This is a genomic window from Burkholderia sp. Cy-637 (genome assembly GCF_011753175.1).
GTDB lineage: Bacteria > Pseudomonadota > Gammaproteobacteria > Burkholderiales > Burkholderiaceae > Burkholderia > Burkholderia gladioli.
Genome location: NZ_VWWC01000068.1, coordinates 1 through 24,094, shown reverse-complemented (window position 1 = coordinate 24,094; position 24,094 = coordinate 1). Strand labels below are relative to the sequence as shown.

20 protein-coding genes and 1 pseudogene are annotated in these 24,094 nt (G+C 70.0%); 15 read left to right on the top strand and 6 right to left on the bottom strand.

Features of this window, described 5'->3' with window-relative positions; all coding sequences use genetic code 11:
* Window positions 1-5 precede the first annotated feature (5 nt).
* The 4 genes from F3J10_RS18670 (at window position 6) to F3J10_RS18655 (ending at window position 4,632) form a co-directional block, all read left to right on the top strand.
* Complete coding sequence (locus F3J10_RS18670) at window positions 6-1,322, top strand: efflux RND transporter periplasmic adaptor subunit (RefSeq protein WP_167230907.1); 1,317 nt, start codon at window positions 6-8, stop codon at window positions 1,320-1,322.
* Window positions 1,323-1,334: 12 nt separating this feature from the next.
* Entirely contained in the window at window positions 1,335-2,813 is a 1,479-nt protein-coding gene (locus tag F3J10_RS18665; protein WP_240155632.1) for an efflux transporter outer membrane subunit, read from the top strand.
* A 377-nt stretch (window positions 2,814-3,190) separates the two neighbouring features.
* A complete protein-coding gene (locus F3J10_RS18660; protein ID WP_166913593.1) occupies window positions 3,191-3,760 on the top strand; it encodes a hypothetical protein in 570 nt (189 codons plus the stop codon).
* Between the two features lie 44 nt (window positions 3,761-3,804).
* Window positions 3,805-4,632 carry a hypothetical protein gene (locus F3J10_RS18655; protein WP_167242722.1) on the top strand — a complete coding sequence of 276 codons (828 nt, stop codon included), beginning with the start codon at window positions 3,805-3,807 and terminating at the stop codon, window positions 4,630-4,632.
* A 66-nt stretch (window positions 4,633-4,698) separates the two neighbouring features.
* Here F3J10_RS18655 and F3J10_RS18650 read toward each other — a convergent pair whose 3' ends face one another.
* Window positions 4,699-5,628, bottom strand: coding sequence for a hypothetical protein (locus tag F3J10_RS18650; protein WP_242411505.1), 930 nt, complete (start codon window positions 5,626-5,628; stop codon window positions 4,699-4,701).
* 349 nt (window positions 5,629-5,977) lie between these two features.
* A complete protein-coding gene (locus tag F3J10_RS18645) occupies window positions 5,978-8,071 on the bottom strand; it encodes an arabinofuranosidase catalytic domain-containing protein (RefSeq protein ID WP_167242721.1) in 2,094 nt (697 codons plus the stop codon).
* Window positions 8,072-8,956: 885 nt separating this feature from the next.
* Here F3J10_RS18645 and F3J10_RS18640 point away from each other — a divergent pair.
* The 3 genes from F3J10_RS18640 (at window position 8,957) to F3J10_RS18630 (ending at window position 12,217) form a co-directional block, all read left to right on the top strand.
* Complete coding sequence (locus tag F3J10_RS18640) at window positions 8,957-9,745, top strand: FRG domain-containing protein (RefSeq protein ID WP_013698133.1); 789 nt, start codon at window positions 8,957-8,959, stop codon at window positions 9,743-9,745.
* Between the two features lie 12 nt (window positions 9,746-9,757).
* Window positions 9,758-10,948, top strand: coding sequence for an FAD-binding oxidoreductase (locus F3J10_RS18635; protein ID WP_167242720.1), 1,191 nt, complete (start codon window positions 9,758-9,760; stop codon window positions 10,946-10,948).
* Between the two features lie 201 nt (window positions 10,949-11,149).
* Entirely contained in the window at window positions 11,150-12,217 is a 1,068-nt protein-coding gene (locus tag F3J10_RS18630) for a LacI family DNA-binding transcriptional regulator (protein ID WP_025101783.1), read from the top strand.
* A gap of 71 nt (window positions 12,218-12,288) precedes the next feature.
* Here F3J10_RS18630 and F3J10_RS18625 read toward each other — a convergent pair whose 3' ends face one another.
* Window positions 12,289-13,251, bottom strand: coding sequence for a 2-hydroxyacid dehydrogenase (locus F3J10_RS18625; RefSeq protein WP_167242719.1), 963 nt, complete (start codon window positions 13,249-13,251; stop codon window positions 12,289-12,291).
* Window positions 13,252-13,460: 209 nt separating this feature from the next.
* Here F3J10_RS18625 and F3J10_RS18620 point away from each other — a divergent pair, with 209 nt between their 5' ends.
* The 4 genes from F3J10_RS18620 (at window position 13,461) to F3J10_RS18605 (ending at window position 17,747) form a co-directional block, all read left to right on the top strand.
* On the top strand, window positions 13,461-14,873 hold the full coding sequence (locus F3J10_RS18620; protein ID WP_025101785.1) for an MFS transporter: 1,413 nt from the start codon (window positions 13,461-13,463) through the stop codon (window positions 14,871-14,873).
* A 64-nt stretch (window positions 14,874-14,937) separates the two neighbouring features.
* Entirely contained in the window at window positions 14,938-15,687 is a 750-nt protein-coding gene (locus F3J10_RS18615; protein WP_167242718.1) for an SDR family oxidoreductase, read from the top strand.
* 52 nt (window positions 15,688-15,739) lie between these two features.
* Window positions 15,740-16,060, top strand: coding sequence for an antibiotic biosynthesis monooxygenase (locus tag F3J10_RS18610; protein WP_036033180.1), 321 nt, complete (start codon window positions 15,740-15,742; stop codon window positions 16,058-16,060).
* Between the two features lie 148 nt (window positions 16,061-16,208).
* The gene (locus F3J10_RS18605; RefSeq protein ID WP_167242726.1) at window positions 16,209-17,747 is read left to right on the top strand and encodes an MFS transporter; all 1,539 of its coding nucleotides are present in this window, start codon (window positions 16,209-16,211) and stop codon (window positions 17,745-17,747) included.
* Window positions 17,748-17,951: 204 nt separating this feature from the next.
* Here the strand turns inward: F3J10_RS18605 and F3J10_RS18600 are convergent, their stop codons facing one another.
* The gene (locus tag F3J10_RS18600) at window positions 17,952-19,067 is read right to left on the bottom strand and encodes an asparaginase (RefSeq protein WP_166913586.1); all 1,116 of its coding nucleotides are present in this window, start codon (window positions 19,065-19,067) and stop codon (window positions 17,952-17,954) included.
* Window positions 19,068-19,256: 189 nt separating this feature from the next.
* On the opposite strand from F3J10_RS18600, the gene F3J10_RS18595 reads away from it, so the two are divergent.
* The 4 genes from F3J10_RS18595 (at window position 19,257) to F3J10_RS18580 (ending at window position 22,869) form a co-directional block, all read left to right on the top strand.
* Window positions 19,257-20,261 (top strand): diacylglycerol kinase family protein, encoded by a 1,005-nt coding sequence (locus tag F3J10_RS18595; protein ID WP_167242717.1) that lies wholly within the window; start codon window positions 19,257-19,259, stop codon window positions 20,259-20,261.
* Window positions 20,258-21,109: a metallophosphoesterase gene (locus tag F3J10_RS18590; protein ID WP_167242716.1), complete on the top strand. Its 852-nt coding sequence runs from the start codon at window positions 20,258-20,260 to the stop codon at window positions 21,107-21,109. The genes F3J10_RS18595 and F3J10_RS18590 overlap by 4 nt, the downstream gene beginning before the upstream one ends.
* Window positions 21,110-21,189: 80 nt before the next feature.
* Window positions 21,190-21,876 carry a TetR/AcrR family transcriptional regulator gene (locus F3J10_RS18585; RefSeq protein WP_167242715.1) on the top strand — a complete coding sequence of 229 codons (687 nt, stop codon included), beginning with the start codon at window positions 21,190-21,192 and terminating at the stop codon, window positions 21,874-21,876.
* Between the two features lie 3 nt (window positions 21,877-21,879).
* Window positions 21,880-22,869 carry an MDR family oxidoreductase gene (locus tag F3J10_RS18580; protein WP_167242714.1) on the top strand — a complete coding sequence of 330 codons (990 nt, stop codon included), beginning with the start codon at window positions 21,880-21,882 and terminating at the stop codon, window positions 22,867-22,869.
* On the opposite strand, the gene F3J10_RS18575 is transcribed toward F3J10_RS18580, so the two are convergent.
* Window positions 22,859-23,476, bottom strand: coding sequence for a GNAT family N-acetyltransferase (locus tag F3J10_RS18575; protein ID WP_240155634.1), 618 nt, complete (start codon window positions 23,474-23,476; stop codon window positions 22,859-22,861). The genes F3J10_RS18580 and F3J10_RS18575 overlap by 11 nt on opposite strands.
* 5 nt (window positions 23,477-23,481) lie before the next feature.
* Window positions 23,482-24,094: pseudogene (locus F3J10_RS18570) on the bottom strand (anti-sigma factor); the annotation flags it as partial.

Here is a 24,094-nt window from a genome sequence, read left to right as displayed (position 1 = left end):
CGATCATGAACCACCCGCACGACCCTGTTCCCGGCGAATCCGAGCCCGGCGCCGCGCCCGAAGCCCCCGAGCCGGCTGCCGCGCCTCGCCGGCGGCCTTTCGTGATGCCGCTCGCGCTGGCTGCCGCCTTCGCCGCGATGCTCGCGATCGGCATCGTGCCGCGCGTCGCGGCGCGCGCCGCCCGCCAGGCGCAAACCGCCGACCAGCAGGCACTGCCCGTCACGGTCGTGCTGCCGGCCCGGGCGCCCGCCGACCAGGAACTGATCCTGCCCGGCGCGGTGGCGCCGTTCGCCGACACGGCGATCTACGCACGCACCAGCGGCTATGTCGACAGCTGGCGCACCGATATCGGCACGCGCGTGAAGGCGGGCGAGGTGCTGGCACGCATCGCCGCACCCGATCTCGACGCCCAGTTGAAGCAGGCGCGCGCCGACCAGGCCGTCGCGCAGGCGAACTACGATTACGCGGCATCGACCTCCGAGCGCTGGGCACGGATGCTGAAGACGCAATCGGTCTCGCAGCAGGACGCCGACACCCGACGTGCGGACATGAACGCCAAGCGGGCGTTGCTCGAGGCGGCCCAGGCGAATGTCGCGCATCTCGCGCAACTGGTTTCGTTCGAGCGTGTGACGGCACCGTTCGCCGGCGTGGTCACGGCACGCAACGTCGACCTCGGCACGCTGGTGACGGCCGGCGGCACGCCCGGCTCAGCCGGGCAGACCGGCGAGTTGTTCCACCTCCAGCAGACCGACCGGCTGCGCGTGTTCGTCGACGTACCGCAGGACAGCGCCGCCGGCATCGCGGCCGGCACCGGCGTCTACCTGAGCTCGCCGCAGTATCCCGGCCGGCGCTTTGCCGCGCGCGTGGCACGCAGCAGCGGCGCGATCGATCCCGCCACACGCACCCTGCGCGTCGAGATCGACGTCGACAACGGCGATGGTGCCTTGCTGCCCGGCGCTTACGCACGAGCGCACCTGCAGATCGCCAGCGCGCGCCCCGCGCTCGAACTCCCGGTCAGTGCCCTGCTGTTTCGCCCCGACGGCGTGACGGTAGCGACCGTCGCCGGTGACGGTCGCGTGGCCTTGCGGCGCGTGCGGATCGGGCGGGACTTCGGCACTCGTGTCGAAATCACGACCGGACTGGCTACGTCGGATCGCGTGATCGACAACCCCGGCGACGCGCTGGCGGCCGGCGAGCGGGTCCAGGTGATGAGCGTGGCGAGCGCGGCGCCGGCCGCTACCGCGAATACGCCCGAGGCGCCGGGAACACCGGCCATGTCGACCGCGGCGGCCCCGCACGCGGCTTTTGCCACGCCGCGCTGACAGGAGCGCCCGATGTCCGTTTCCTTGCTCATGCCTTCTTTTGTCGCCGCGCGCCGGGTATTGGCGGCCGGGCTCGCAGCGCTATCGCTCGGCGCCTGCTCGACCCTGCCGGCCTATGTCCGCCCCGCGATCGCGCTACCCGCCGACTATGCCGGCGCAGCGGCCGCGCAGCCGGGCTGGCGCCACGCATCGCCGCTCGACGCCGCGCCGCGCGGGCCGTGGTGGACAGCCTTCGGCGATGCGGATCTCGATCGCCTGGAGGCGCGCGTCGCAATCTCGAGCCAGACGGTCCGGCGCGCCATCGCCGACCTGGAGGCGGCCCGTGCCGCCGTCTCGGTCCAGCGCGCGGACTTCCTGCCGACCATCACGACCGGCGCCGCGCCGAGCCGCGCACGCGTCTCGCAAAACAAGGCCGGCTCGTCGCTGGCCGGCAAGACCACCACCGACTACACGGCCGGCGTCGCCGCCAGTTGGGAGCCCGACCTGTTCGGGCGGATCCGCGACTCGGTGGCCGATGCGCAGGCCGGCGCGGACGCCAGCGCGGCGGATCTGGCCGCCGTGAAGCTGGCGATCGGCACGCAGCTCGCGATCGACTACTTCACGCTGCGCTCGCTCGATACGCAGCAGCAACTGCTCGATCGCACCGTGACGGCATATGCTCGCGCACTGCAACTGCTCGAGCAACAGCTCGCGGACGGCGCGATCGACGCCTCGGCGGTGGCGCAGGCACGCACGCAATATGAATCGGCACGCACCCAAGCCACCGAAGTCGGCGCGCAACGCGCACGCCTGCAGCACGCGATCGCGACCCTGGTCGGCGAAAACGCCTCGAGCTTCGCGATCGCGCCGCGCGTGCAGGCGCTGGCCGTGCCCGATATCCCTGCAGGCCTGCCGTCGCAACTGCTCGAGCGGCGGCCCGATATCGCGGCGGCCGAGCGCCGCGTGGCCGCCGCGAATGCCCGGATCGGCATCGCGCGCGCGGCGTTCTTCCCGGACCTCGTATTGAGCGCAGGCGCCGGCCTCGAAAGCGCCGCATTCGCCCCCTGGCTGACGGCGCCAAGCCTGTTCTGGTCGCTCGGGCCGCAATTGGTCGGCACGCTGTTCGACGGGGGCCGGCGCAGCGCCACGCTGCGCGGCGCGAGCGCGCAATACGAGGGCGCGGTGGCCGACTACCGGCAGACCGTGCTGAGCGCGTTCCAGCAGGTGGAGGACGACCTGAGTTCGCTGCATGCGCTGGCGGACGAGGCGTGCAGCGCGCGGCGCGCCGCCGGGGCGGCCGATCTCTCGCTGCGGCTGACGACGAACCGCTTCCAGGCCGGCGCGGTCAGCTATCTCGACGTGGTCACGGCGCAGACCATCGCCCTGGCGGACCAGCAACGGGTGGATCGGATCGATGCGCGGCGCATCGAGGCGGCGGTCGACCTGACGACGGCACTCGGTGGGGGATGGCATGCCGCGAACGCGGCGACGACGCCGGCTGGGTCGCCTTAGCGTCCGCATCCTCGCCGCCTGCGCGGCAGGCTCGACGTCGCCGAGCTCGATGCGCGCCCCGATCCGCTCGACGATGGTGCGCACGATCGCCAACCCCAGCCCCGTGCCGATCTGATTCGGAAATGAAACGAGGCGATTTTCATTGCAAACCTGTTTGTCATCCAGGTCATGCCAGTCAATCCAGGTCGACCCGGCGCACCCCACTCCGGCATCAGCCTGGCGCCCTCCCCAGCCACATCCGTGGCAACCTCCCTATCCGATTTCCCGAATATATGCTGTCATGCAATCTTCAACTTTGCTTGGCATTCTTAATCAATGACTCGGTGAACAATCCGGAAAATTCACAATAAAAAAGAAACGATAGAGGGCAAAACAAAATGCGTTGGAAATATGTCGTTGCCGCGATACTCGCGGCAGGGCTGCTTGCATGCCTGTGTTTCGCGATCGTGGCCCGGGGGACTTCGGCGTCGGCCGATCGGCCCTCGCATATCGACCGGCCGGCCGATGCGCCGATGGCCAACACGTTTTCCGGCGCCGCCTCGTCGGCTGCGGGACAACGCCGCGCACCGCCGCCCCTTCCCGCCCGCGTCACCGAATATATCGCCGCCGAATACGCGAACTCCGCCGCCACCCGCCAAGCGCTCACGCAGATCGCCTACGGCTGGAGCCAGGCCATTCGCGATGTCCACAATCCCGCCGATGCGAAGGATGCCGGCAATGCCATCGCCAAGGGCATCGCCTGCGCGCTGAGCCAGGGCGTGCTCGGCAAGTCGGGCGTCGACCAGCAGGCGATGCTCGACCGGATCAAGGACACGCGGGCCGTGATGCTCGATACCGAGGCCGACACGCAGGCCTATATCCATTTTCAATCGCTGGCCGGCGGCCAGTATTTCGACGATCCCGGCGCCCGGTCCTGCAGCTTCGATCCGAGCTCGCTGCAGAACTGAGCACCGCCTTGCCGTGCCCTTCCCTCACCCAAGGACATTCTCCGATGAGAAAACTAGCCAGCCTGATGATTGCCGGATCGCTGCTCGCGCTGCCCTATTCCCTGCCGCTGAATGCGGCGACGGTCGCCTCGGCTACCGCGGCGGCCGCCCCGTCGAACACCGCGATCGTGTTCGTCAACGGCATCAACAATAGTTTCGACGATGCCGTCGCGAGCCTGCAGATCCTCAAGACCCAGCTCAACGCGCGCAATGCCGGCAACGCCTATGTCTATGGCAATGCCTACAACGCGACGCAGGGCACCTTCAGCGATCTCTACCAGGTGTTCAAGCAGAAGGCGATCGAAGGGTCGAGCCCGGCCGATTTCTGGCGGGCGATAGACGGCGGCAGCATTCCCGCGGGCGGCATGGACGCCGCGCTGGAGCAGAAGTACATCGATATCCTGGCGCAGAGCCAGGTTCCGGAATTGCCGGACCACCTGAACCAATATCGCGCGTATCTGAAGCAGAACCGCAAGGTCGTGCTGGTGGGCCACTCCCAGGGTTCGCTGTATGCCAACTTCGAGACCAATGTGCTGATCACCGGGCCGGAGAAGGCGCAGGGCAGGATCAGCACGGTCAATGTCGGCAATGCGGCGCGTTACCTGCTGCCGGGCTCCAGCTACCTGACCTCGAGCTCGGATGCGGTGATCGGCAGCCTCGGCCTGGTGCAGACCGTGATGCCCTCGAACTTCTCGCTGGGGCTGCACCCGATCTCCGATCCCCTCGGCCATTCGTTCGCGAAGATCTACATGAACGCGTCCTACGGCGCGGCCGGCCAGATTCTCACGCAGGTCTCGCAGCAGGCGAATGCCGCGGCGGCCGTGGCGCGCTGAACGACCGGGGCGATTAGAGCGATCCGCACGGCACGCCGCGCGCCGAACGCGCGACGTGCCGTTTCGTCAGGCCACGTAGTCGATACCCGTGAGCGGCCCGAGGTGGGCGATCGAGGTGAAGTGATCCCGCTCGGTGGTGTCGATGTCGAATTCGAGCACGTTGCCGCCGAGATCGGTCACGAACGCCCGGCGGCCCGCCTCGTCGAGCGACAGCCCGATGCCCTCCTTGAGCCCGTGCGCCAGCACCTCGTGGTTCACGAGCCCGTCGGGCGTGACGTGCGCGCGGTTCAGCGTGTTGCCGTCATGCGCGTCGTCGCCGCGATCGGTCCAGTACAGCACGTTCTTCTGCCTGTCGATGTCGAGGTCGATCGGCTCGGGCAGCTTGTCGAGCAGGCACACGATGTCCGGGCGCGCGTCGGGCGCCGCGCCGGCCGGCAGGTCGATGCTCGCGCGGAAGATCCGGCCTTCGCCGGCATCGGGCGCGCCCTTCTGGGTCCAGTAGAGATGGCCGTTGGGCTTGTCGAGCGCGATGCCCACGCAGTGGCGCTTCGCATCGGCGGTGTCGGCCGGGAATTCGCCCGTCTTCACCAGCACCGTGACCTCCGAGCCGTCGAGCCGCGCGCGCATCACGCGCATGCCTTCGCGGTCGCACCAGTAGATCAGGCCGCCCTCGATATCGAGCGCGAGCTCCTTCGGCGTGCCGGCCAGGCCGGATGCCACCAGCACGCGATGGTCGCTGCCGTCGAGGTTCGCGCGCTCGATCGTGCCGTCGTTCGGCGGGACGGCGCCCGCGGCCGGGTCGGAATCGATCAGGTGCACGCCGCTGCCCATGTTGGACCAGTAGATGACGCCGTTCTCGGCGTCGACCTTGATGCCGTCGGGGGTAAAGCTCAGGTCCGTCACGATCGCCTCGTGCGAGCCGTCCGACGACAGCGCGATGATCGCCGGCGGGCGCGTTTGCAGCACATAGAGCGTGCCGTTGGTCTTTGCATCCACGATGATTTCCTCCATTGGGTCGGAACGGACTGCTGGGGCGAAAAAGTCGGGAATCGCAGGCGAAACGAAAGCTGCTTGCCGCATTGCGGAATGCGCGCGGAGCCTTCGGAAAACCGGTCGCCAGGTTCGAGTCCGTGCAGTTTAGCTGCATCGCAGCATGGCTGCATTATCGTGGCGGGACGCAGGAAGCAAAGGGGCCGGCGAAGCCGGCCGGGGATGGGTGAGGATGCGCGGATCGCGCCGGCATGGCTCGGTTCGGCGACCTGCTCCGGACCGAACCATGCCCACTTCGTCAGCGCCCGGATCGACGCGCTCGATCCGGGCGCCTTCCTCCGCTGCCTCCGCTTCCTCAACGCGCCGCGATCGATAGGCCCGGGCAGTAGTGCGTCGCCGACAGGTCGTCGTTGACGCTCTGGTTGCTGCGCGCGCCCGAGGCGTTCGAGGTACGCGGATCGAGGAAGATGTGCGCGTTCGACGAACCCGAGGGCGCCGTGAAGCTCATGCTGACCTTCCACCAGGTGCCCACCTTGCTGGTCGACAGCGTCGAATTCCCGGTGCTCCACGAACCCGGCACGATCACGCCGTTGTTGGTGTTGAGCACGCCCGCGAATTCGGTCTGGTTGCCGTCGTCGGTCTGTACCGAGAAGGCCGGGAAGATGGTCTGGCCCGAGCTGGCCGGCAGGTAGTCCGTGAAGGTGTAGCTCTGGCCGCCCTGCACCTTGATCCACTGGTTGATCTGCGCGAACGGGCTGCCGCTGGCATTGCCGATCACCGCGGCATGGTTGGTCTGGCCGGAGATGTCGGTGGTCAGCCCGATCACCGAGCCGCCGCTGCCGGTCGACCAGGCCGAGGTACTGGCCAGCGCGAGCGGCTGCGTGAGCAGGTTGTTGGCCTGGCAGGCGGCGGCCGTGGTGTCGACAGCCGGGCCGTAGAAGCCCTGGATGCTGCCCTGGATCGCGTTGTCCGACTTGTCCGAGCTCATCTTCGTGACGATCGCGCCTTCGTAGAAGGTGATCGGCGCATCCGATTCGTCGCCGCCCTCACCCAGCGACAGGCCGCCTTCCCAGCGGCCCAGCAGGCGATGGCCGGTGTCGTTGAAGAAGTCGACCGCCTCGGGCGGCACGCCGTCATAGACCGAGGTCAGCGTGGCTTGCGCCGAGTCGCCGCCCTTCACCGCGAAGCGGTTCGCCTGGCCCTGCGGCGAGTATTTCGCCAGCACGGTCACGAAGTCGGTGGTCAGCGGCTGCTTGGGGCCGTAGAGATAGACGCCCGCTTCCGCGTCGACGCCGGGCCAGTTCACGCCGGTGTTGTTGGCCGAATACGAGGGGCCGCCGTTCTTGTAGCCGGGGCCGTAGCCGAACACGGCCGCGTTGCCGCTGGCATAGGCGAGCCCGAACATCATGCCCTCGATCTGCCCCTTGCTGCCGTTGCCGTCCACCAGCACCGGGTCGCCCGGGATCGAGCCGCCCGAGGGCGGAACCGTGCCGCTGCCCTGGAAGCTGCCGCTGGAGTTGTCCTCCATGTTGCCGTAGGTGCCGCAGCACGACGAGGTCGCGCCGAACGGCAGGGCCGCGCCGGCCACCATGTATTCGGCGATTTCCGTGTCGCCGATCGACTGGTTCACGGTGCCGATGCGATTGCGATACGACTGCCGCGCCTGGATGTCGAGCGCCACCGTGGTGCGCCCGCCCGGCAGCGACACCAGGCGGAGGGTCGCCGGGGCCTTGTCGCCGGCGAACGGCAGGTCGTTGCCGATCGTGATCGCCTGGTTGGTCGGCACGGGATTGTTCAGCAGGCTCGGGAAGTTGACCGAGGGACGGTGCACCTGCACCGTCAGCTTGCCGCCGCCGGGCAGCGGCAATTGCGCGAAGCCGCCGGTGACCGGCACGCTCTGGCCGGTGGCGTTGATGGTGAGCGTCTGGGCCTGGTTGTTCACCACGCTGAGGGTGGCGGCCACGTTGCCGTACTTGCCGGCCGATTGCAGCGGCGCGACCAGGTCGATCTGGTCGTAGATGGTGTCGACCACGCAGCCGCTGGCATCGCTGCCGCAGGCTCGCTTGAGCGCATCGAGGTTGGTGGTGCCGACCAGGTTCGCGGTCACGCCCGAATTGGCCGCGTAGGGGAAGATATTCGTCTCGGCGTTGCTGCTCAGGTTGAGCACGCGGAACAAGGGGCCCGTGTAGCCCTTGGTCAGCAGGCGCGTCACGCTGTGGGCCGCGGAACAGGCGGTGCCCGCCGAGGCCAGCGTATCGCAGGGCAAGGGCGTGGCCGCGGCGGCGGCCGCGCCGCCGGTGCTGGCCGACACGCCGTTCTGCGCCTGGCTCTCGCCTTGCGAATTCTGCTTCAGGGACAGCGAGCTGCCGCCGTCCGAATCCCCATTGCAGGCGGCCAGCGCCATCGTCATCGCCGCCAGCGCGATACTCAATTCACTCCGCTTCCACATAGCCCTATCCTCCGTCGATCCCAAATAGTAAGTTTTCCGAAGTATCTGTCACGCGATACCGCTGCAGAACCGCACAAGCCTTGCTGATGAAGCCATGCATCGATGCGGCGCCACTCGCTGGATGCGACGAGCGACGCGCGTTGATGACGATCCACACACGACTGCCGATCGCGGCAAGCCGGGGCCGCGATCGTCGAAGCAGAATCAAGAAGCGAAAAGAGACTGGAAAGCAGGTGGCACGAATGCGATGCCGGCCCTGCCCTTGCGCGCCGCACCGGAAAGCCCCCTCGCCGGCCGTGCGCCTGTCATGGATTGAACCGCCGCGACGCATGTTCGCGTCGCGACGATCGCTTGCCGCCTGTCGCGGCCCTTCATCTGGCTTGGCCGCCCGGCCGGTTCCGATCGGGGAACCCGTCGATCAGGCAATATTCATGAGCGATATTTGTTACTAATAATATTTCCTGCGAACCCGGATTTACGAGTCGGGACAATCCCCTAGGCTTGCCTGGAATGACCTTCGCTTGAGGCGGCGAATCCGCGGGGCTCGGTAGAGGGAAACGACAGGTCGGTCTGATTGCTTGCCTGGCGCAGGAAAAACGAGGGCGCCGGAGATTTCGTCGCCCTCGCATGCAGCGGCTGCGATCGAGGCCGGCTCGAGCTGATCGGCATCGGCGCGGCGGGCTGCGCAAGGCCGAATCGCAGCGACGGCGGTTCGAGATTATGACTAATAATATTAATTTCCCAAGACTCGCCCACTTGTCCGTGGCCTTCGCCGCGAATCGCGCCGATTACCAACTCCGGGTTGCGAAACGTCACGCGGCGCAACGATAATCGTCGGGCATGAGCGGGCGGCCCCCGCATCGATCACGCCACAGGAACGAGAGCATGCAGACCACGGTACTGTCCGATTGGCAGCAATTCATGGCGCTGGCGACGGAGCTCGACGGCTGGGCCTTTCGCGGCCAGCAGAACGCCGACTGGCGCCTCGAGAGCTCGCTGTCGCGCTACCTGCGCGACTACGTCCCCGACCGCCGGCAATGGCCTTCTCGCGAGGAGCGCGCGATCCGCGTGTTCCGGCGCAAGGCCCACAACTTCCTGCCCCACCCCGAAACGCTCGACGACGACCTGCGCTGCCTCGCCCTGATGCAGCACCACGGCGCGCCCACGCGGCTGCTCGACTTCACCAAGAGCCCCTTCGTGGCGGCCTTCTTCGCGCTGGAGCGCGCCACCGGCGACGCAGCGATCTTCGCGCTCAACACGCCGGCGCTCTGGAACAACCGGGCCGTGCCGAAGCCGCGCCCGGGCCTGTCGCGCGACGTGATCGATCCGCGCGTGGGCGACAACCTGCAGAAATACTTCCTCTCCAATACCAACGAGATCCTCTGGTCCGGCGAGCCGAGCGCGATGGACGAGCGGCTGGTGTCGCAGTCGGGCACCTTCGTGCTGCCGGGCGTGATCGACAAGCCGCTGCAGGCGATCCTCGACGGCTACGACAGCGACGAGGAACTGCTGCACAAGCTGGTGCTGCCCGGCGCGCTGCGCGTAGACGCGATGAAGTGGCTGTACCGCATGAACATCACCAATGCCTCGCTGTTCCAGGGGCTCGACGGCCTGGCCCGCTCGATCGCGCTGGAACTGGAAATCGTCTGGTCGGGTCTGACGCAGAATCTCTGAGGCGGATATCCCATGAATTCAAGCACTCCCCGTATTGCCGTGATCGGCGCCGGCGTGATCGGCCTGTCGGTGGCACGTTCGCTCGCCCGGCTCGGCGCCCAGGTGTCGATCCTCGAACAGTCGCGCCTGGGCTCGGGCACCAGCAGCACGACCTTCGCCTGGATCAATTCGAACGGCAAGCAACCCGACAGCTACCACGCGCTCAACTGCGCCGGCATGGCCGAGCATGTCGCGTTGCAGGACGGCGGCGCCGGCGAGGCGCGCTGGCTGGACGTGTGCGGCACCTACGAATGGGCGATCGACGCGGCCAGGCAGGCGCAACTCGATGCGCGCGCAACGGCCCTGAAGGCGCTCGGTTATGCCGTCGAGGAAGTGTCGCGTGCAAGCTTGCAGCAGCGCATCCCCGAACTGCGCATCGATGCGCGCAGCGGCACGATCCGGTATTTCGCCGAGGAGGCGCTGGTCTCGCCGTCGATCCTGATGGCGCGACTGTGGGCCGAGGCGCGCAGTCACGGCGCGGTGCTGCGCGAGTCCGTCTCGGTGGTCGACATCGCCGAGACGCCGCAGGGCGTGACGCTCGACCTGTCGACAGGGGAACGCTGGCAAGGCGACTACTGCGTGCTCGCCACCGGCCGCTGGACGCCCGAGCTGATGCCGGCGCTCGGCGTGTCGCTGGCCATGCTCGACGCCAACCGGCCCGACAAGCGCGCCTGCGGTTTCCTGGCCTCGACCAATCCGCAATTCGTGCAGTTGCGCGCCAACCTGATCGGCCCGGAGCTGAACGTGCGGCCCGACGGCGGCGGCCGCCTGCTGCTGCAGGCGACCGATCTCGACGATCGCGCCGATCCCGTCCACCAGGCCGCCGTCGACGGCTACGTCGGGCGCGAGATGCTGGCGCGCCTGCGCCGCCTGTTCGCCAATACCGGGCATGCGCGCATCGAGCGCCTCTCGGTCGGCCAGCGCTCGCGGCCGGCCGACGGCCTGCCCGCGGTGGGTTTCGTCACCGCGCGGCAGCGCGCCTACGTGGTCGCCACGCATAGCGGCATGACGCTCGGCCCGCTGCTGGGGCGCCTGGTGGCCGAGGAGCTGGTCCACCAGCGTCGCGACGGCCTGCTCGCCGACTATTCGCCGGCGCGGCTGATCGATCGCGATCCCGGGGATTTCTCGCCGGTCGCGAGCATCCATTTTCCCGCCGAGCAATAGACGCTCGCGGACCTTGCCGGCGCCTCCCGCCGGCAAGGACAGGGCCAGGTCCGGAACCCCCGGCCGCTGCGGCTACAATTGGCGTTTGCCGCCCGCCGCGCGGGCGGCCACGACCCGAAGGCCGCCTCCGAGACCATGAGTTCAAACAACAAGGATTTCCCGCCCGAGCCGGGCACCCTCGCGCCGGGCGCGCCCGTGCGCATGGCCGACGTCGCGCGCCTGGCCGGCGTGTCGAAGATGTCGGTGTCGCGCGTGCTGACCGGCCAGCACGTCAGCGACGCGACGCGCGAGGCCGTGATGGACGCGGTGCGCAAGACCGGCTACGTGGCCGACGCGGTGGCGGGCGCGCTGTCCTCGGGCCGCAACAACGTGATCGCGGTGATCGTGCCCTCGCTGTCGAGCTCGAACTTCGCCGACACGGTGCGCGGCATCAACGACGTGGTCGAGACGCGCAACCTGCGCCTGCTGCTGGCCAATACCGACTACATGGTGGAACGCGAGGAATCGCTGATCCGCTCGCTGCTGAGCCACCAGCCGCGCGGCATCGTGCTCACCGGCGGCCATCACACGAGCAAGGCGCGCGCCATGCTCAAGCAGGTGGGCATCCCGGTGATCGAGACCTGGGAACTGCCGGGCAAGCCGATCGATCGCGTGGTGGGCTTCTCGAACGAGGATGCGGCGGGCGCGATGGTGCGCCATCTCTACGGGCGCGGCTATCGACGGATCGGCTTCGTCGGCGGCACCACGCACCTGGACCGGCGCGGCATCGCGCGGCGCAACGGCTATCTGGCGGCGGTCGAGGCCGCGGGCCAAGCGCCGCGCGAGATCACGCGCGAGGTCAAGCACGACGAATCCGGCACCGACATGGCGCACGGCAAGGCGATGGAGAACGCCAGCGCCGCGCTGAACCGGCTGCTGGCCGAATGGCCCGATACCGACGCGGTGATGTGCACCAGCGACATCCACGCCTTCGGCGTGATCATGGCCTGCCACCGGCTCGGGCTGAAGGTGCCGGACGATATCGCGGTGGCCGGCTTCGGCGACTTCGAGGTGGCGCGCCATTGTTATCCGACCATCACCACCGTCTCGGTCGACGCCTACGGGATCGGCCATTCCACCGGCCTGTCGATGCTGGCCGCGATCGACGGCTCGGAGCGGCCCAACGCCTCGCGCCGCGAGATCGCCTCGGCGCGCGCCGAGCGCACGCTGCACGAGGCGCCGCCGCTGATCCGGATTCCTTACGAGATCGTGGCGCGCGAAAGCGCTTGATGCCCGACCGCCGATAAAAAAACCGACGCGCCGCGTCGGTTTTCTTGTGCCGCGAAATCGCCGGCTCGCGCTCAGTTCGTCTTGCGCAGATGCGCGGTGAACTCGGTGACCAAGGGCTGGCCGGCCAGGTAGGCCTCCAGGTTGGCGCGCAGCAGCTCGGCCATCGCCGCGCGCGTCTCGATCGTGGCGCTGGCGCGATGCGGCTGCAGCACCACGTTGGGCAGCGCCAGCAGGCGCCGGTCGATTGCCGGCTCGTTCCAGAACACGTCGAGCGCGGCGCCGCGCAGCCGGCCGTCGGCGAGGTAGTCGATCAGCACCGGCTCGTCGATGATGCTGCCGCGCGCGATATTGATCAGGAATCCGTTCGGCCCCAGCGCGTCGAACACCTCGCGGCCGATCGCGCCGCGCGGAATCTGGTCGGCCGCCGCGCACACCATCAGGTAGTCGGAATCGGCTGCCAGCGCCGCCGCGCTGTCGTGATAGGCATAGGGCACGTCCTCGAAGCGGAAGCGGTCGTGATAGCCGATGCGCATCTCGAAGGCCGCCGCGCGCCGTGCCACCGCGCGCCCCACCCGGCCCAGGCCGATGATGCCGAGCCGCTTGCCGTACATCCGCGAGGTCAGCGCGAAATGCTCGCGCCCCCACTCGCCGGCCCGCACCCGCGCATCGTTGCGGGATATCTCGCGCGCCACCGACAGCATCAGCGCCAGGCCCATGTCGGCCACGTCCTCGGTCAGCACGTCGGGCGTATTCGTCACACGGATGCCCTTGGCCGCGGCATGCGCCAGATCGATCGCGTCGACCCCCACGCCGTACGAGACGATGATCTCCAGCCTCGGCAGCGCGTCGATCAGGGCCGCGTCGGCGCCCGACTCGCCATTGGTGGCCAGCACCCTCACGCGCGGCGCCAGCTCGGCCAGCAGCGCCGCGCGATCCGGCGCCTCGGCCAGCACATGCAGCGTGTAGCGCTCGGCCAGCACGATCATGTCGGCCTCGGGATATCGGGTAACAACCAATAACTCTTCCTTGGACATCCGCATCTCCTTCATGTTAGATTTTGCATCGCTTGGTTACCGATAACCAAGTGTAGCCGAAGCCGCTCGTTCCAGGCCACAGGGTTTTGCCGGACCGATGCGAAAAGGTCTGTCGCCACGCAGTGGACGGACCGGTTTCGTCACTACCGGACGCGCGCCGCGGCATAGGCGGGCGACGACAAGAAAGCCGGAACATGGAGACAGCAGAGATGACGATCAACCGCGACGCGATCACGCCCGTGACGCCGTCCCCGGCCACCGCCACGCGGCCGGATTCCCCCGATGCGGCCGATATCACCGGTACCGCGCCGGTTTCCGCGCGCCAGTTGCGCCGCGCGATCCTGACCAGCGCGGTGGGCAGCGCGCTCGAGTATTACGATTTCGCGATCTTCGGCCTGGCCACCGCGCTGATCTTCAGCCGCGTGTTCTTCTCCTCGTTCGATGCGCACGCGGGCCTGCTGGCCAGCTTCGCGACCTACGGCGTGGGCTTCCTGGCGCGCCCGCTGGGCGGCCTGTTCTTCGGCTCGCTGGGCGATCGCAAGGGCCGCAAGTTCGTACTGCTGATGACGATCGCGATCATGGGCGTGTCCACCACCCTGGTGGGCCTGCTGCCGGCCGGCCCGCTGGGCGCGGTGGGCCTGATCGTGCTGCGGCTGATCCAGGGCTTCGGCGCCGGCGCCGAGCAGGCCGGCGCCTCGACCCTGATGGCCGAGGTCGCGCCGCTGCCGCGCCGCGGCTATTTCGCGGCCCTGCCCTTCGTCGGCATCTTCGCCGGCTTCGGCATCGCCACCGCCACCTTCAGCCTGCTGCAGCACCTGATGGACAACGCCACCATCCTCGCCTGGGGCTGGCGCCTGCCGTTCCTGGCCAGCGTGATCCTGATCGCCGTGGCGGTGTGGATCCGCCTGCGCCTGCGCGAGAGCCCGGCCTTCGCCGCGCTGGAGAGCGGCCACCAGGTGGCGCGCTCGCCGATGCGCGCAGTGCTCCGGCAAGCCCGGCGCCCGGTCGCGGCGGCGGTGCTGATGCGCCTGGCCGAACAAGGCGGCTCGACCATCTACACCACCATCGTGATCGCCTTCCTGGGCGGCACGGTGGCCACCCGCCTGGGCCTGCCGGCCGCGCAACTGGCGCGCATCGGCACCTCCTGCGCGATGATCGCCACGCTCGCCAGCGTGATCACCACGCCGCTGTTCGGCGCGCTGTCGGACCGCTTCGGACGCAAGACGATCTATCGCGCCGGCGCGATCTTCATGCTGCTGTGGTCGGTGCCCTCGTGGTGGATGGTCAGCACCGGCGAGCCGGTGTGGGTGGCCGTCGCGATGTTCGGCGGCCTGGCGATCGGCGCCAACAGCATGCTCGGCGCGCAATGCGCGCACTTCGCCGAGCTGTTCGGCAACCGCTACCGTTATTCTGGCGTGGCGCTGTCGCGCGAGATCGGCGCGGTGCTCTCGGGCGGCCTCGCGCCGATCCTCGGCATCTACCTGATCGGCCTGGCGGGCGGCGCGTTCTGGGTGATGGGCCTCTACACCGCGGTGCTGTCGGCGCTGACCCTGGTGGGCGTGGCGATGTCGACCGAGACGCGCGGGCGCGACCTGACCGACCTCGACGACGCGATCCATTGAACGCATTCCGGCCGGCCCGCCCTCGCGCGCGGCCCGGCCGCCAACCTCAAGCAAGGAGTCACGGATGAATTCCAAGGTAGCCCTGGTCACCGGCGCCAGCTCGGGCATCGGCCGCAGCGTCGCGCTCGGCCTGCTGCAGGCCGGATATCGCGTCGCGCTGGCCGCGCGCAAGCTCGACGCGCTCGAGCAGGTGGCGGCCGAATCGGGCGCCGGCGAGCGCGCGCTGCCGATCAGTTGCGACGTGGGCGACGAGGCCGCCGTGCAGCGCCTGTTCGACACCATCGAATCGCACTGGGGGCGCCTGGACCTGCTGTTCAACAACGCCGGCGTGTTCACCCCGCAATGCTCACTGGAGGACCTGGCGGTGGCGCAGTGGAAGCAGGCGGTCGACATCAACCTGACGGGCGCCTTCCTGTGCCTTCAGGGCGCGTTCCGCGTGATGAAGCGCCAGCAGCCGCGGGGCGGGCGCATCATCAACAACGGCTCGATCTCGGCGCACGCGCCGCGCCCGCAGGCGGCCGCCTACACGGCCACCAAGCACGCCATCACGGGGCTCACCAAGGCCGCCTCGCTGGACGGGCGCGCCTACGGGATCGCCTGCGGGCAGATCGACATCGGCAACGTGGTGAGCGACATGAGCGAGCTGATGGCGCAGGGCACGCTGCAGGCCGACGGCTCGCTGAAGGTGGAGCCGCGCATGAGCATGGACAACGTGGTGCGCGCGGTGCTCTACATGGACAGCCTGCCGCTCGACGCGAACGTGCTGTCGATGACGGTGATGGCCAGCCACATGCCCTTCGTGGGACGCGGCTGATGCGGCGGCCTTCGTCCCCCACCGCCACCGCCCGCCGACAGGAGCCGCCAACATGCTGACACGCTGCGCGTATTTCAGCGGCCGCATCAAGCCCGGCTGCGAGGCCCGCTTCTACGACCATGTCGAGAACCGGCTGGTGCCGCTCTGGACGCGCTTTCCCGGCGCGCACGACGTGCGCGTGCTGCGCCAGCAGCACAGCGACGTGGGCGAGCCGGCCTTCCCGCTGGTGATCACGATGCGTTTCGAGGACCAGGCCGCGATCGACGCGGCGCTGGCCTCGCCCACCCGGCTGGAGAGCCAGGTCGAGTCGCGCGCGCTGATCGGCATGTTCGACGGCGTGGTGTTCCATACGGTGTTCGAGGAAACCGTCTGAGACGGCGCTTTGCGGGCCCCGCCCGCAAAGCGGTTGCGCTGCGCGCGGGGCCTCGCTATCGTGACAGGCTTTGCCGCCGCGCCCGCGCCCCGCCCCCGCCGTGAACGATTCCTCGCCCTCCCTGCCCTTCCGAGACGCGCTGCTGGCGATGCTCGGCATCGGCCTGGTCAACATGCTGGTCGCGCTCGACCAGACCGTGGTCAGCACCGCGCTGCCCTCGATCGTCGCCGACCTGCACGGCTTCGAGTACTACGCCTGGATCGCCAGCGCCTACCTGCTGGCCTCGGTGGTGACGGTGCCGATCTTCGGGCGGCTGGGCGACTATTTCGGGCGCAAGCGCTTCGTGGTGGCGGCGGTGATCGTCTTCACGCTGGCCTCGGTGCTGTGCGCCGCGGCCACCGACATGCGCATGCTGGCGGTGGCGCGCGCCCTGCAGGGGGTGGGCGGCGGCATGATGGTGGGCACCGCCTTCGCCTCGATCCCCGACCTGTTCCCCGATCCGCGCGAACGCGTGCGCTGGCAGGTGGTGATGGCGGCCACCTACGGCATCGGCACGGCCGCCGGGCCCTCGCTGGGCGGCTGGCTGAGCCAGCACTGGGGCTGGCGCTCGACCTTCCTGATCAACCTGCCGGTGGGGGCGCTGGCGCTCTACTACATCTGGCGGCACCTGCCGCATTTCGTGCGCCCGCGCGAGGGCAAGGTGCGCATCGACTACGCCGGCGCGCTGTTCGTCGGCCTGATGCTGGGCTGCCTGCAGTTCCTGATCGAGGCGCTGCCGGCGCGCGGCATCGGCACCGGCACGCTGACGCTGGCGGCGTTGGTGGTAGCCGCCTTCGTGGCCTTCCTGGCCTGCGAGCGGCGCGCCACCCACCCGATCGTGCCGCTCGACCTGTTTCGCGACGCGCAACTGGTCACGCTGTTCCTGCTCTCCACGCTGGCCGGCTTCGTGATGTTCTCGCTGATCTTCTTCGCGCCGCTGCTGCTGCAGGGCGGCTTCGGCCTCGAGCCCGAGGCGGCCGGCCTGCTGGCCACGCCGATCGCCGCCTGCATCGCCCTGGGCAGCCTGATCAACATCCGCATCGTGACGCGCCTGAAGCGGCCCACCCTGATCCTCTCGGTCGGCTTCGGCCTGCTGGCGGCCGCCTCGGCCTCACTGTCGCTGACCGGGCCCGGCACCTCGCACTGGATCCTGGAGGTGGCGATGGCGGCGGTCGGCATCGGCCTGGGTTTCATCCTCAACAACCTCAACATCTTCGCGCAGGAGATCGCCGGGCGCGAACGCTTCGGCATCACCACCGCGCTGCTGCAGTCGACGCGCATGGTGGGCGGCATGCTCGGCACCAGCGTGCTGGCCACCATCGTCCAGCATCACTACGCCAGCGGCGTGGCCGAGTCGATCAGCGTGCTGGGCGCGAGCGTCTCGGCGCAATGGCTGCCGCAGCTGGCCGACCCGCGCGTGCTGGTCGACCCCGGCGTGGCCGGGACGCTGCTGGACCGCCTGCATGCGGCCGGGCTGGACGGCGCCGCGCTGCTGGAGGCGGCGCGCCGGGTGATGGTGCAGTCGATCCACATCGGTATCGCCCTGGCCGGCTGCGCGGCCGTGGCCGCCGCCTGGCTGGTGCGCCGCATCGCCCATATCCGCTTCAGCAAGCCGCCCTCGGCGGCCAGCAGCGCGAGCGCGGAGTAAGGCGGCTCGGGCCGCCTGCTCGGGCTGCAGGGCGAGCTGCAGGGCGAGCTGCGGGGTGGACCGCGGGGCGGGCCCGACGGGCATCGATTCGGGCCGCGCGAGGCGCCTCGATGTCCGTTCGACACGCTCGGCGCGGCCGGTTCGAACGGGACCCGGCAGCGCCGAATTCGATAGCCGATGCCGCCCCGAGCCGCGCGGCGCGCCTCAAGGCGCGGCCGGCGCCGCCAGCTCGAACGGAAACTCGGCGTGGCCGAATTCGATGCCGCGCGTGTTGCGCATCGGCGGGCGATGAAAGGCGGCCAGTTGCGCGCGCTGCGCCGGCGTGCCGATGTCCAGGCGCGCCAGCACCTCGCAGACCACCATCGCCAGCACCCCGACATGGCCGTCCTCGATCTTGACGGCCAGCCCGATCGCGCCGGCAGCGCCCAGCCGGCGGGTATCCTCGCCGGCGCGGATGCCGACGCCGTAGCAGGCATCGGCGCCGAGCTTGCCGACCAGCCGCCCCTCGAAGGCCGTCATCAGGCGCGTGCAGAAGCGCCCTTCCCCCGCCACCAATTCGGGATGACGCGTCATCGCGTGATAGAGGCGTGCCAACGCGGCCACGCGCGGGGTGCAGGCGGCGCTGGCGGCCCCGGCGGCGCCCGCGGCATCCACCCGGTCAGCCGCGTCGGCCAGCTTCATGTACAGACGCGCCAGCCGGTCCAGCGGGAACGCCGGCGTCGGCAGGTTGCAGCCGTCGATGCCCCATTCGACCGCCGCGTCGGGCAGGTCGCAAACCTCGGCCATCACCTGCTTGACGCGCTGCTGGATCGGATGCGCCTCGAGGTGGTAATCGGCCAGCGCCGCGCCGATCGCCCGCGCGCCGGCCAGCATCCCGGCGTGCTTGCCCGAGCAGTTGCTGCACACCGCGCTCGGCTCGATGCCGCGGCGGATCCAGTCGCGCCAGACCGCATCCGACAAGGGCGCGTGCGGCCCGCAGCGCAGGTCGTCCTCGCTCGCGCCGAGCCTGGCCAGCATCGCCCGCGCCCGCTCGACATGGCGCGCCTCGCTGCTGTGCGAGGCGCACATCAGCGCGAGATCGGCCGAGTCGAAACCGAAGCGCTCCAGCGCGCCGGTCTCGACCACCGCCAGCGCCTGCGCCGGCTTGGCGGCCGAGCGCGCCAGCGTGAAGCGCGAGGCGTCGCCGAAGCCGGCCAGCAAGCGCCCCGTCTCGTCGACCACCGCGATATGCGCGCGATGCACGTTCTCCAGCGAGGGGCCGCGCCAGGTGGTGACGGCCACCGCGTCGCGGCTGGCCTGGGTCGTGTCGTGGGTCGTCATGCTGCGCGTCTCCTCCGCGGGTGTTCGTTGTCTGGGCTGCCGGCGTTCGGCGAGCGTAATCGCGCAGTGTAGCCAGCCGAAATCGACAGGGACAGAGCCCGCTGGAGATACCTCCGGGCCATCCCGATCTGCGCGCGCCGGCCGGACTGAAATAGAATCGTAAGCCTCCCCATCCACGAGGGCCGCCCGATGAGCTCGCCATCCGCCGCGCAATCCGCGCCCGCCGGCGCCGCACCCGAACCCGCTCCCGCGCCCGACGCGCCCTGCATCTTCGTGGTGAACGCCGGCTCGGGCCGCCGGCGCGAACTCGACACCCTGGCCGCCCAGCTCGACGCCGCGTTTTCCCGCGCGGGCCGCCGTTACGAACTGGTGACCGTCACCGAACCGTCACGGCTGGAAGCCAGCGTGGCGGAGGCCGCCGAGCGCGCTCGCCACGGCGTGCTGGTCGGCGTGGGTGGCGACGGCACGCTGCGCACCGTGGCACGCGCCGCCTACGACGCGGGCTGCGTGTTCGGCGTGCTGCCGCGCGGCACCTTCAACTACTTCAGCCGCGACCACGGCATCCCCGCCGACACCGAGCAGGCCATCGAACTGCTGCTGAGCGCGCGCGTGCATCCGGTACAGGTCGGCTTCGTCAACGACGCGCTGTTCCTGGTCAATGCCAGCCTGGGCCTCTACCCGCGCCTGCTCGAGCAGCGCGAGGCCTACAAGCGGCAGTTCGGCCGCAGCCGGCTGGTCGCGCTCGGTTCGGCGATCGCCACCCTGCTGCGCCCGCATCGGCTGCTGCACCTGCATGTCGAGCACGAGGGCACCACCCGCGAGCTGCGCACCACCACGCTGTTCGTCGCCAACAACCGGCTGCAACTGGAACAGGTGGGCGCGGCCGAGGCGCCGCTGCTCGCGCAGGGCATGCTGGTGGCGATGGCGCCGCTCGCGCATGGCCGGCTCGCCCAGATCCTGCTGTCGCTGCGCGGCGCGTTCAGCCGGATGCGCGACGCCGACGACGTGATCGGCTTCGGCTTCGAGCGCTTCACGCTCACGCGCCGCTCGGCCCGGCGCCGGCCGCGCCCGGTGAAGGTGGCCACCGACGGCGAGATCCTGCGGCTGCAACTGCCGCTGGTGTTCCGCGTCGGCGAGCGTGCCTTGCGGCTGCTCAAGCCCGAGGCCGAGCAGGCCGAGCGCAATCGCCAATGAGCCGGCTGCTGCAGATTTCCGATCCGCATTTCGGCGCCGAACGGCAGGAAGCCGTCGATGCGCTGGTGCGCCTGGTCGAACAGACGCGGCCCGAGCTGGTGGTGATCTCGGGCGATCTCACGCAGCGCGCGCGACGGCATCAGTTCGAGGCGGCCCGTGCCTTCGTGGCGCGGCTCGGCGCGCAGCCGGTGCTGGCGATCCCCGGCAACCACGACCTGCCGCTGTTCGACCTGGTCGCGCGCTGGCGGCAGCCTTACGCGAACTACCGGCGCGCCTTCGGCGAGGAACTCGAGCCCGTGTTCGACGCGCCGGCGCTGCTGGCGATCGGCGTGAACACCACGCGCCCGGCGCGCCACACGGCCGGCGAGATCTCGGCCGAACAGGTGGCCCGCGTGGCGCGACGGCTCGCGCTGGCGAGCCCCGCGCAACTGCGCGTGGTGGTGGTGCACCAGCCGATCGTCGCGATCGGGCCCGCGAACCGGCATGACCAGTTGCATGGCGGCGAGATCGCCCTGCGCAGTTGGGCGGCGGCCGGCGCGGACCTGGTGCTGGGCGGGCACACGCATCGCGCCGGCGCCTGGCGGGTCACGCCGCGCGACGACGAAGCGGGCCGCGACGGCGCCGTCGAGCGGCCGGTGTTCATGGTCCAGGGCGGCACGGCCGTGTCGCGCCGCCTGCGCGCCGGCACGCCGAATTCGGTCAACCTGATCGACTACGCGGGCGACGCCCTCGGCCCGCGCCGCGCCGCCGTCACGCGCTGCGACTACGACGACGAGAGCCGGTGTTTCATCGCGCAAGCCGCGCAGCATCTCGATCTCGCCCCCGCCACGCCCTTCCCGTTGGCCTGAAACGCCCCGATCCGCGCTGGTCGGCGGCGCCTTCAGATTTCCCTTTGAATTTTATAGACGATCGGTCTAAAATCCGCCGCATGTCCTCGATCCCCGCCAAACCGCGCCGCGGCCGTCCCCCGAAGAACCCCGCCGCGCATGCCGACACGCGCGGCGTGCTGCTGCGCGCCGGCATGGAATTGCTGACCGAGCAGGGTTTCGCCGCCACCGGCCTGGACGCCGTGCTCAAGCGCGTCGGCATCCCGAAGGGCTCCTTCTATCACTACTTCGAGAGCAAGGACGCCTTCGGACGCGAGCTGATGGACGCCTACGACCGCTACTTCATCGCCAAGCTCGATCGCTGGCTGCTCGACGACAGCCAGCCCGCGCTGGCGCGGCTCGCCGCCTTCGTCGAGGACGCCAAGGCCGGCATGGCGCGCCACGATTTCACGCGCGGCTGCCTGGTCGGCAATCTCGGCTTGGAGGCGGGCGCGCTGCCCGAAGGCTTCCGCGAACGGCTCTCGGCGATCTTCACGGGCTGGCAGGCGCGCATCGCGAATTGCCTGCGCGAGGCCCAGCAGGAAAGGACGCTCGCGGCCGACGCCGATCTCGAGCGCTTGGCGGCCTTCTTCTGGATCGGCTGGGAAGGCGCGGTGCTGCGCGCCCGGCTGCTGCGCGACGGCGCGCCGCTCGACACCTTCTTCGACGGCTTCCTCGCCGGCCTGCCTCGCGCGCGGCCGGCGACGGGCCGTGCCCGTCCGCCCGCGGACCGACTTCCCCCGGAGTGATGCATGACGTTCCACTGCCTCCTGATCAACCAGGACGAAAGCGGCAAGAGCCGCACGCGCCTCGACACGCTCGACGACAACCGCCTGCCCGAAGGCAACGTGCTGGTCGAGGTCGAATACAGCACGCTGAACTACAAGGACGGCCTCGCGATCACGGGCAGGAGCCCCGTGGTGCGGCGCTTCCCGATGGTGCCGGGCATCGATTTCGCCGGCACCGTGGCTGAGAGTTCGCATCCCGCCTATCGCGCCGGCGACGCGGTGCTGCTCAACGGCTGGGGCGTGGGCGAGCAGCACTGGGGCGGCCTCGCGCAGCGCGCGCGCGTGAACGGCGACTGGCTGATCCCGCTGCCCGCGGGGCTCACGGCGCGGCAGGCGATGGCCGCCGGCACCGCCGGCTACACGGCGATGCTGTGCATCCTGGCGCTGGAGCGGCACGGGATCGACCCGTCGCGCGGCGAGGTGCTGGTGACGGGCGCGAGCGGCGGCGTGGGCAGTTTCGCGATCGCGCTGCTGGCGCGGCGCGGTTATCGCGTGGTCGCCTCGACCGGCAAGACCGGGGAGGCCGATTACCTGCGCGCGCTCGGCGCGGCCGAGGTGATCGATCGCGCGACGCTGTCCGAGCCCGGCAAGCCGCTGCAGAAGGAACGCTGGGCCGCGGCGGTGGATTCGGTGGGCGGCGTGACGCTGGCCAATGTCTGCGCCTCGCTGCGCGCCGACGGCGCGGTGGCCGCCTGCGGGTTGGCGCAGGACATGGCGCTGCCGGCCACGGTCGCGCCCTTCATCCTGCGCGGCGTGAGCCTGCTGGGCATCAACAGCGTGACGCGGCCGAAGGCCGAGCGCGAGGCCGCCTGGCGCGCGCTGGCCGATACGCTCGATCTCGCCCAGCTCGACACCATCACGCGCGAGATCGACCTGGCCGAAGCCATCGAGGCCGGCGCGCAGCTGCTGGCCGGCAAGGTGCGCGGCCGGCTGGTGGTCGACGTCAATCGTTGAGGGGGGTGCCGGCGAGCGGGCCGGCAGGAAGGGGGCCGGCGGGACCGGCGGGACCGGCGGGAGCGGCGGGAGCGGCGGCAACGGCGAGACGCATGCGCGCGTTGCGCAGGCTCACGCCGCGCACGCTGACGCATTGCTCCAGCTCCACCGCGAAGCCGAAGCGTTCGAAGAAGGCCCGCGCGCGCAGGCTGACGTCGGCGATGACGCAGTCGATGCCCTGCTCGCGCGCGATGCCGAGCAGGTGCCGCATCAGCGCGGCGCCGATGCCCTGCCCGGCCGCTTCGGCCGCCACGTAGAAATGATCGAGATAACCGCTGGGCTGCAGGTCGGCATAGGCCACCAGCCGGGCCTCGATCTCGACCGCCCAGGGATGGTTCGCGCCGACCCGCCGGCACCAGGCTTCACACCAGGCCGCGTCGGACGCGAGCGGCGCCCAGGCGTCGATCTGCGCCGGCGTGTAGTCGCGCGAGGCCAGGCCGCGCACCGAGGACTGGAAGATCGCCAGCAGCGCGGGTTCCTCGCCCGGCGCGACGCGACGGATCCGCATCGCGCCCGCCCCGGGCCCGCGCCGCTCGTTGGTTTCCTCCGCCCCGCGCGTGCCGCCCATCCCGCTCACTTGGCCGGCTGCGGCCCGCCATTGGCCGTCAACTGCTCATAGACCTCGTGCGACAGGTCGAGCAGCGCCTGGCGGTCCATCCCGCCCGAGACGGCATAGCCGAAACGGCCGTCGATCCAGTAGAACACGTTGACCGGGCCGCTCTGATAGAGCTTGAAGGCCGTCACGTCCGAGCTCAGCTTGCGGTGCGAGATGTTCAGCGTGATCCGCTCGCCCAGCGCGTTGTGATACATGAACTGCGCGATCGGACCGTCGTCGCCGGGCAGCAGGCGCCCGCCCATCAGCTCGTAGCCGGCGCGGGTCAGCACCGGCGGGCGCACGTCGGTGCCGAGCCGGCTCGACAGCCACTGCACCAGTTCCTGCTCGCGATCGGCGCCCACCTCCACCGGCCGCGTGACCATCGGCGCATAGGTGACGTAGGCGATCGCCGATTGCCGCGCCAGCGCCTCGCCACTGTAGGAAGCGTGGATGATCGAGCCGCCGCCCTCGCCGCTGCCGTCGCCGCCCAGCACGCCGCGCCCGACCGGGCTCAGCACGCCGCCCGCGCCGATCCCGATGCCGAGCACCAGCGCCGCGGCCAAGCCGGCGAAACGCTTCCAGTTGGCGGCA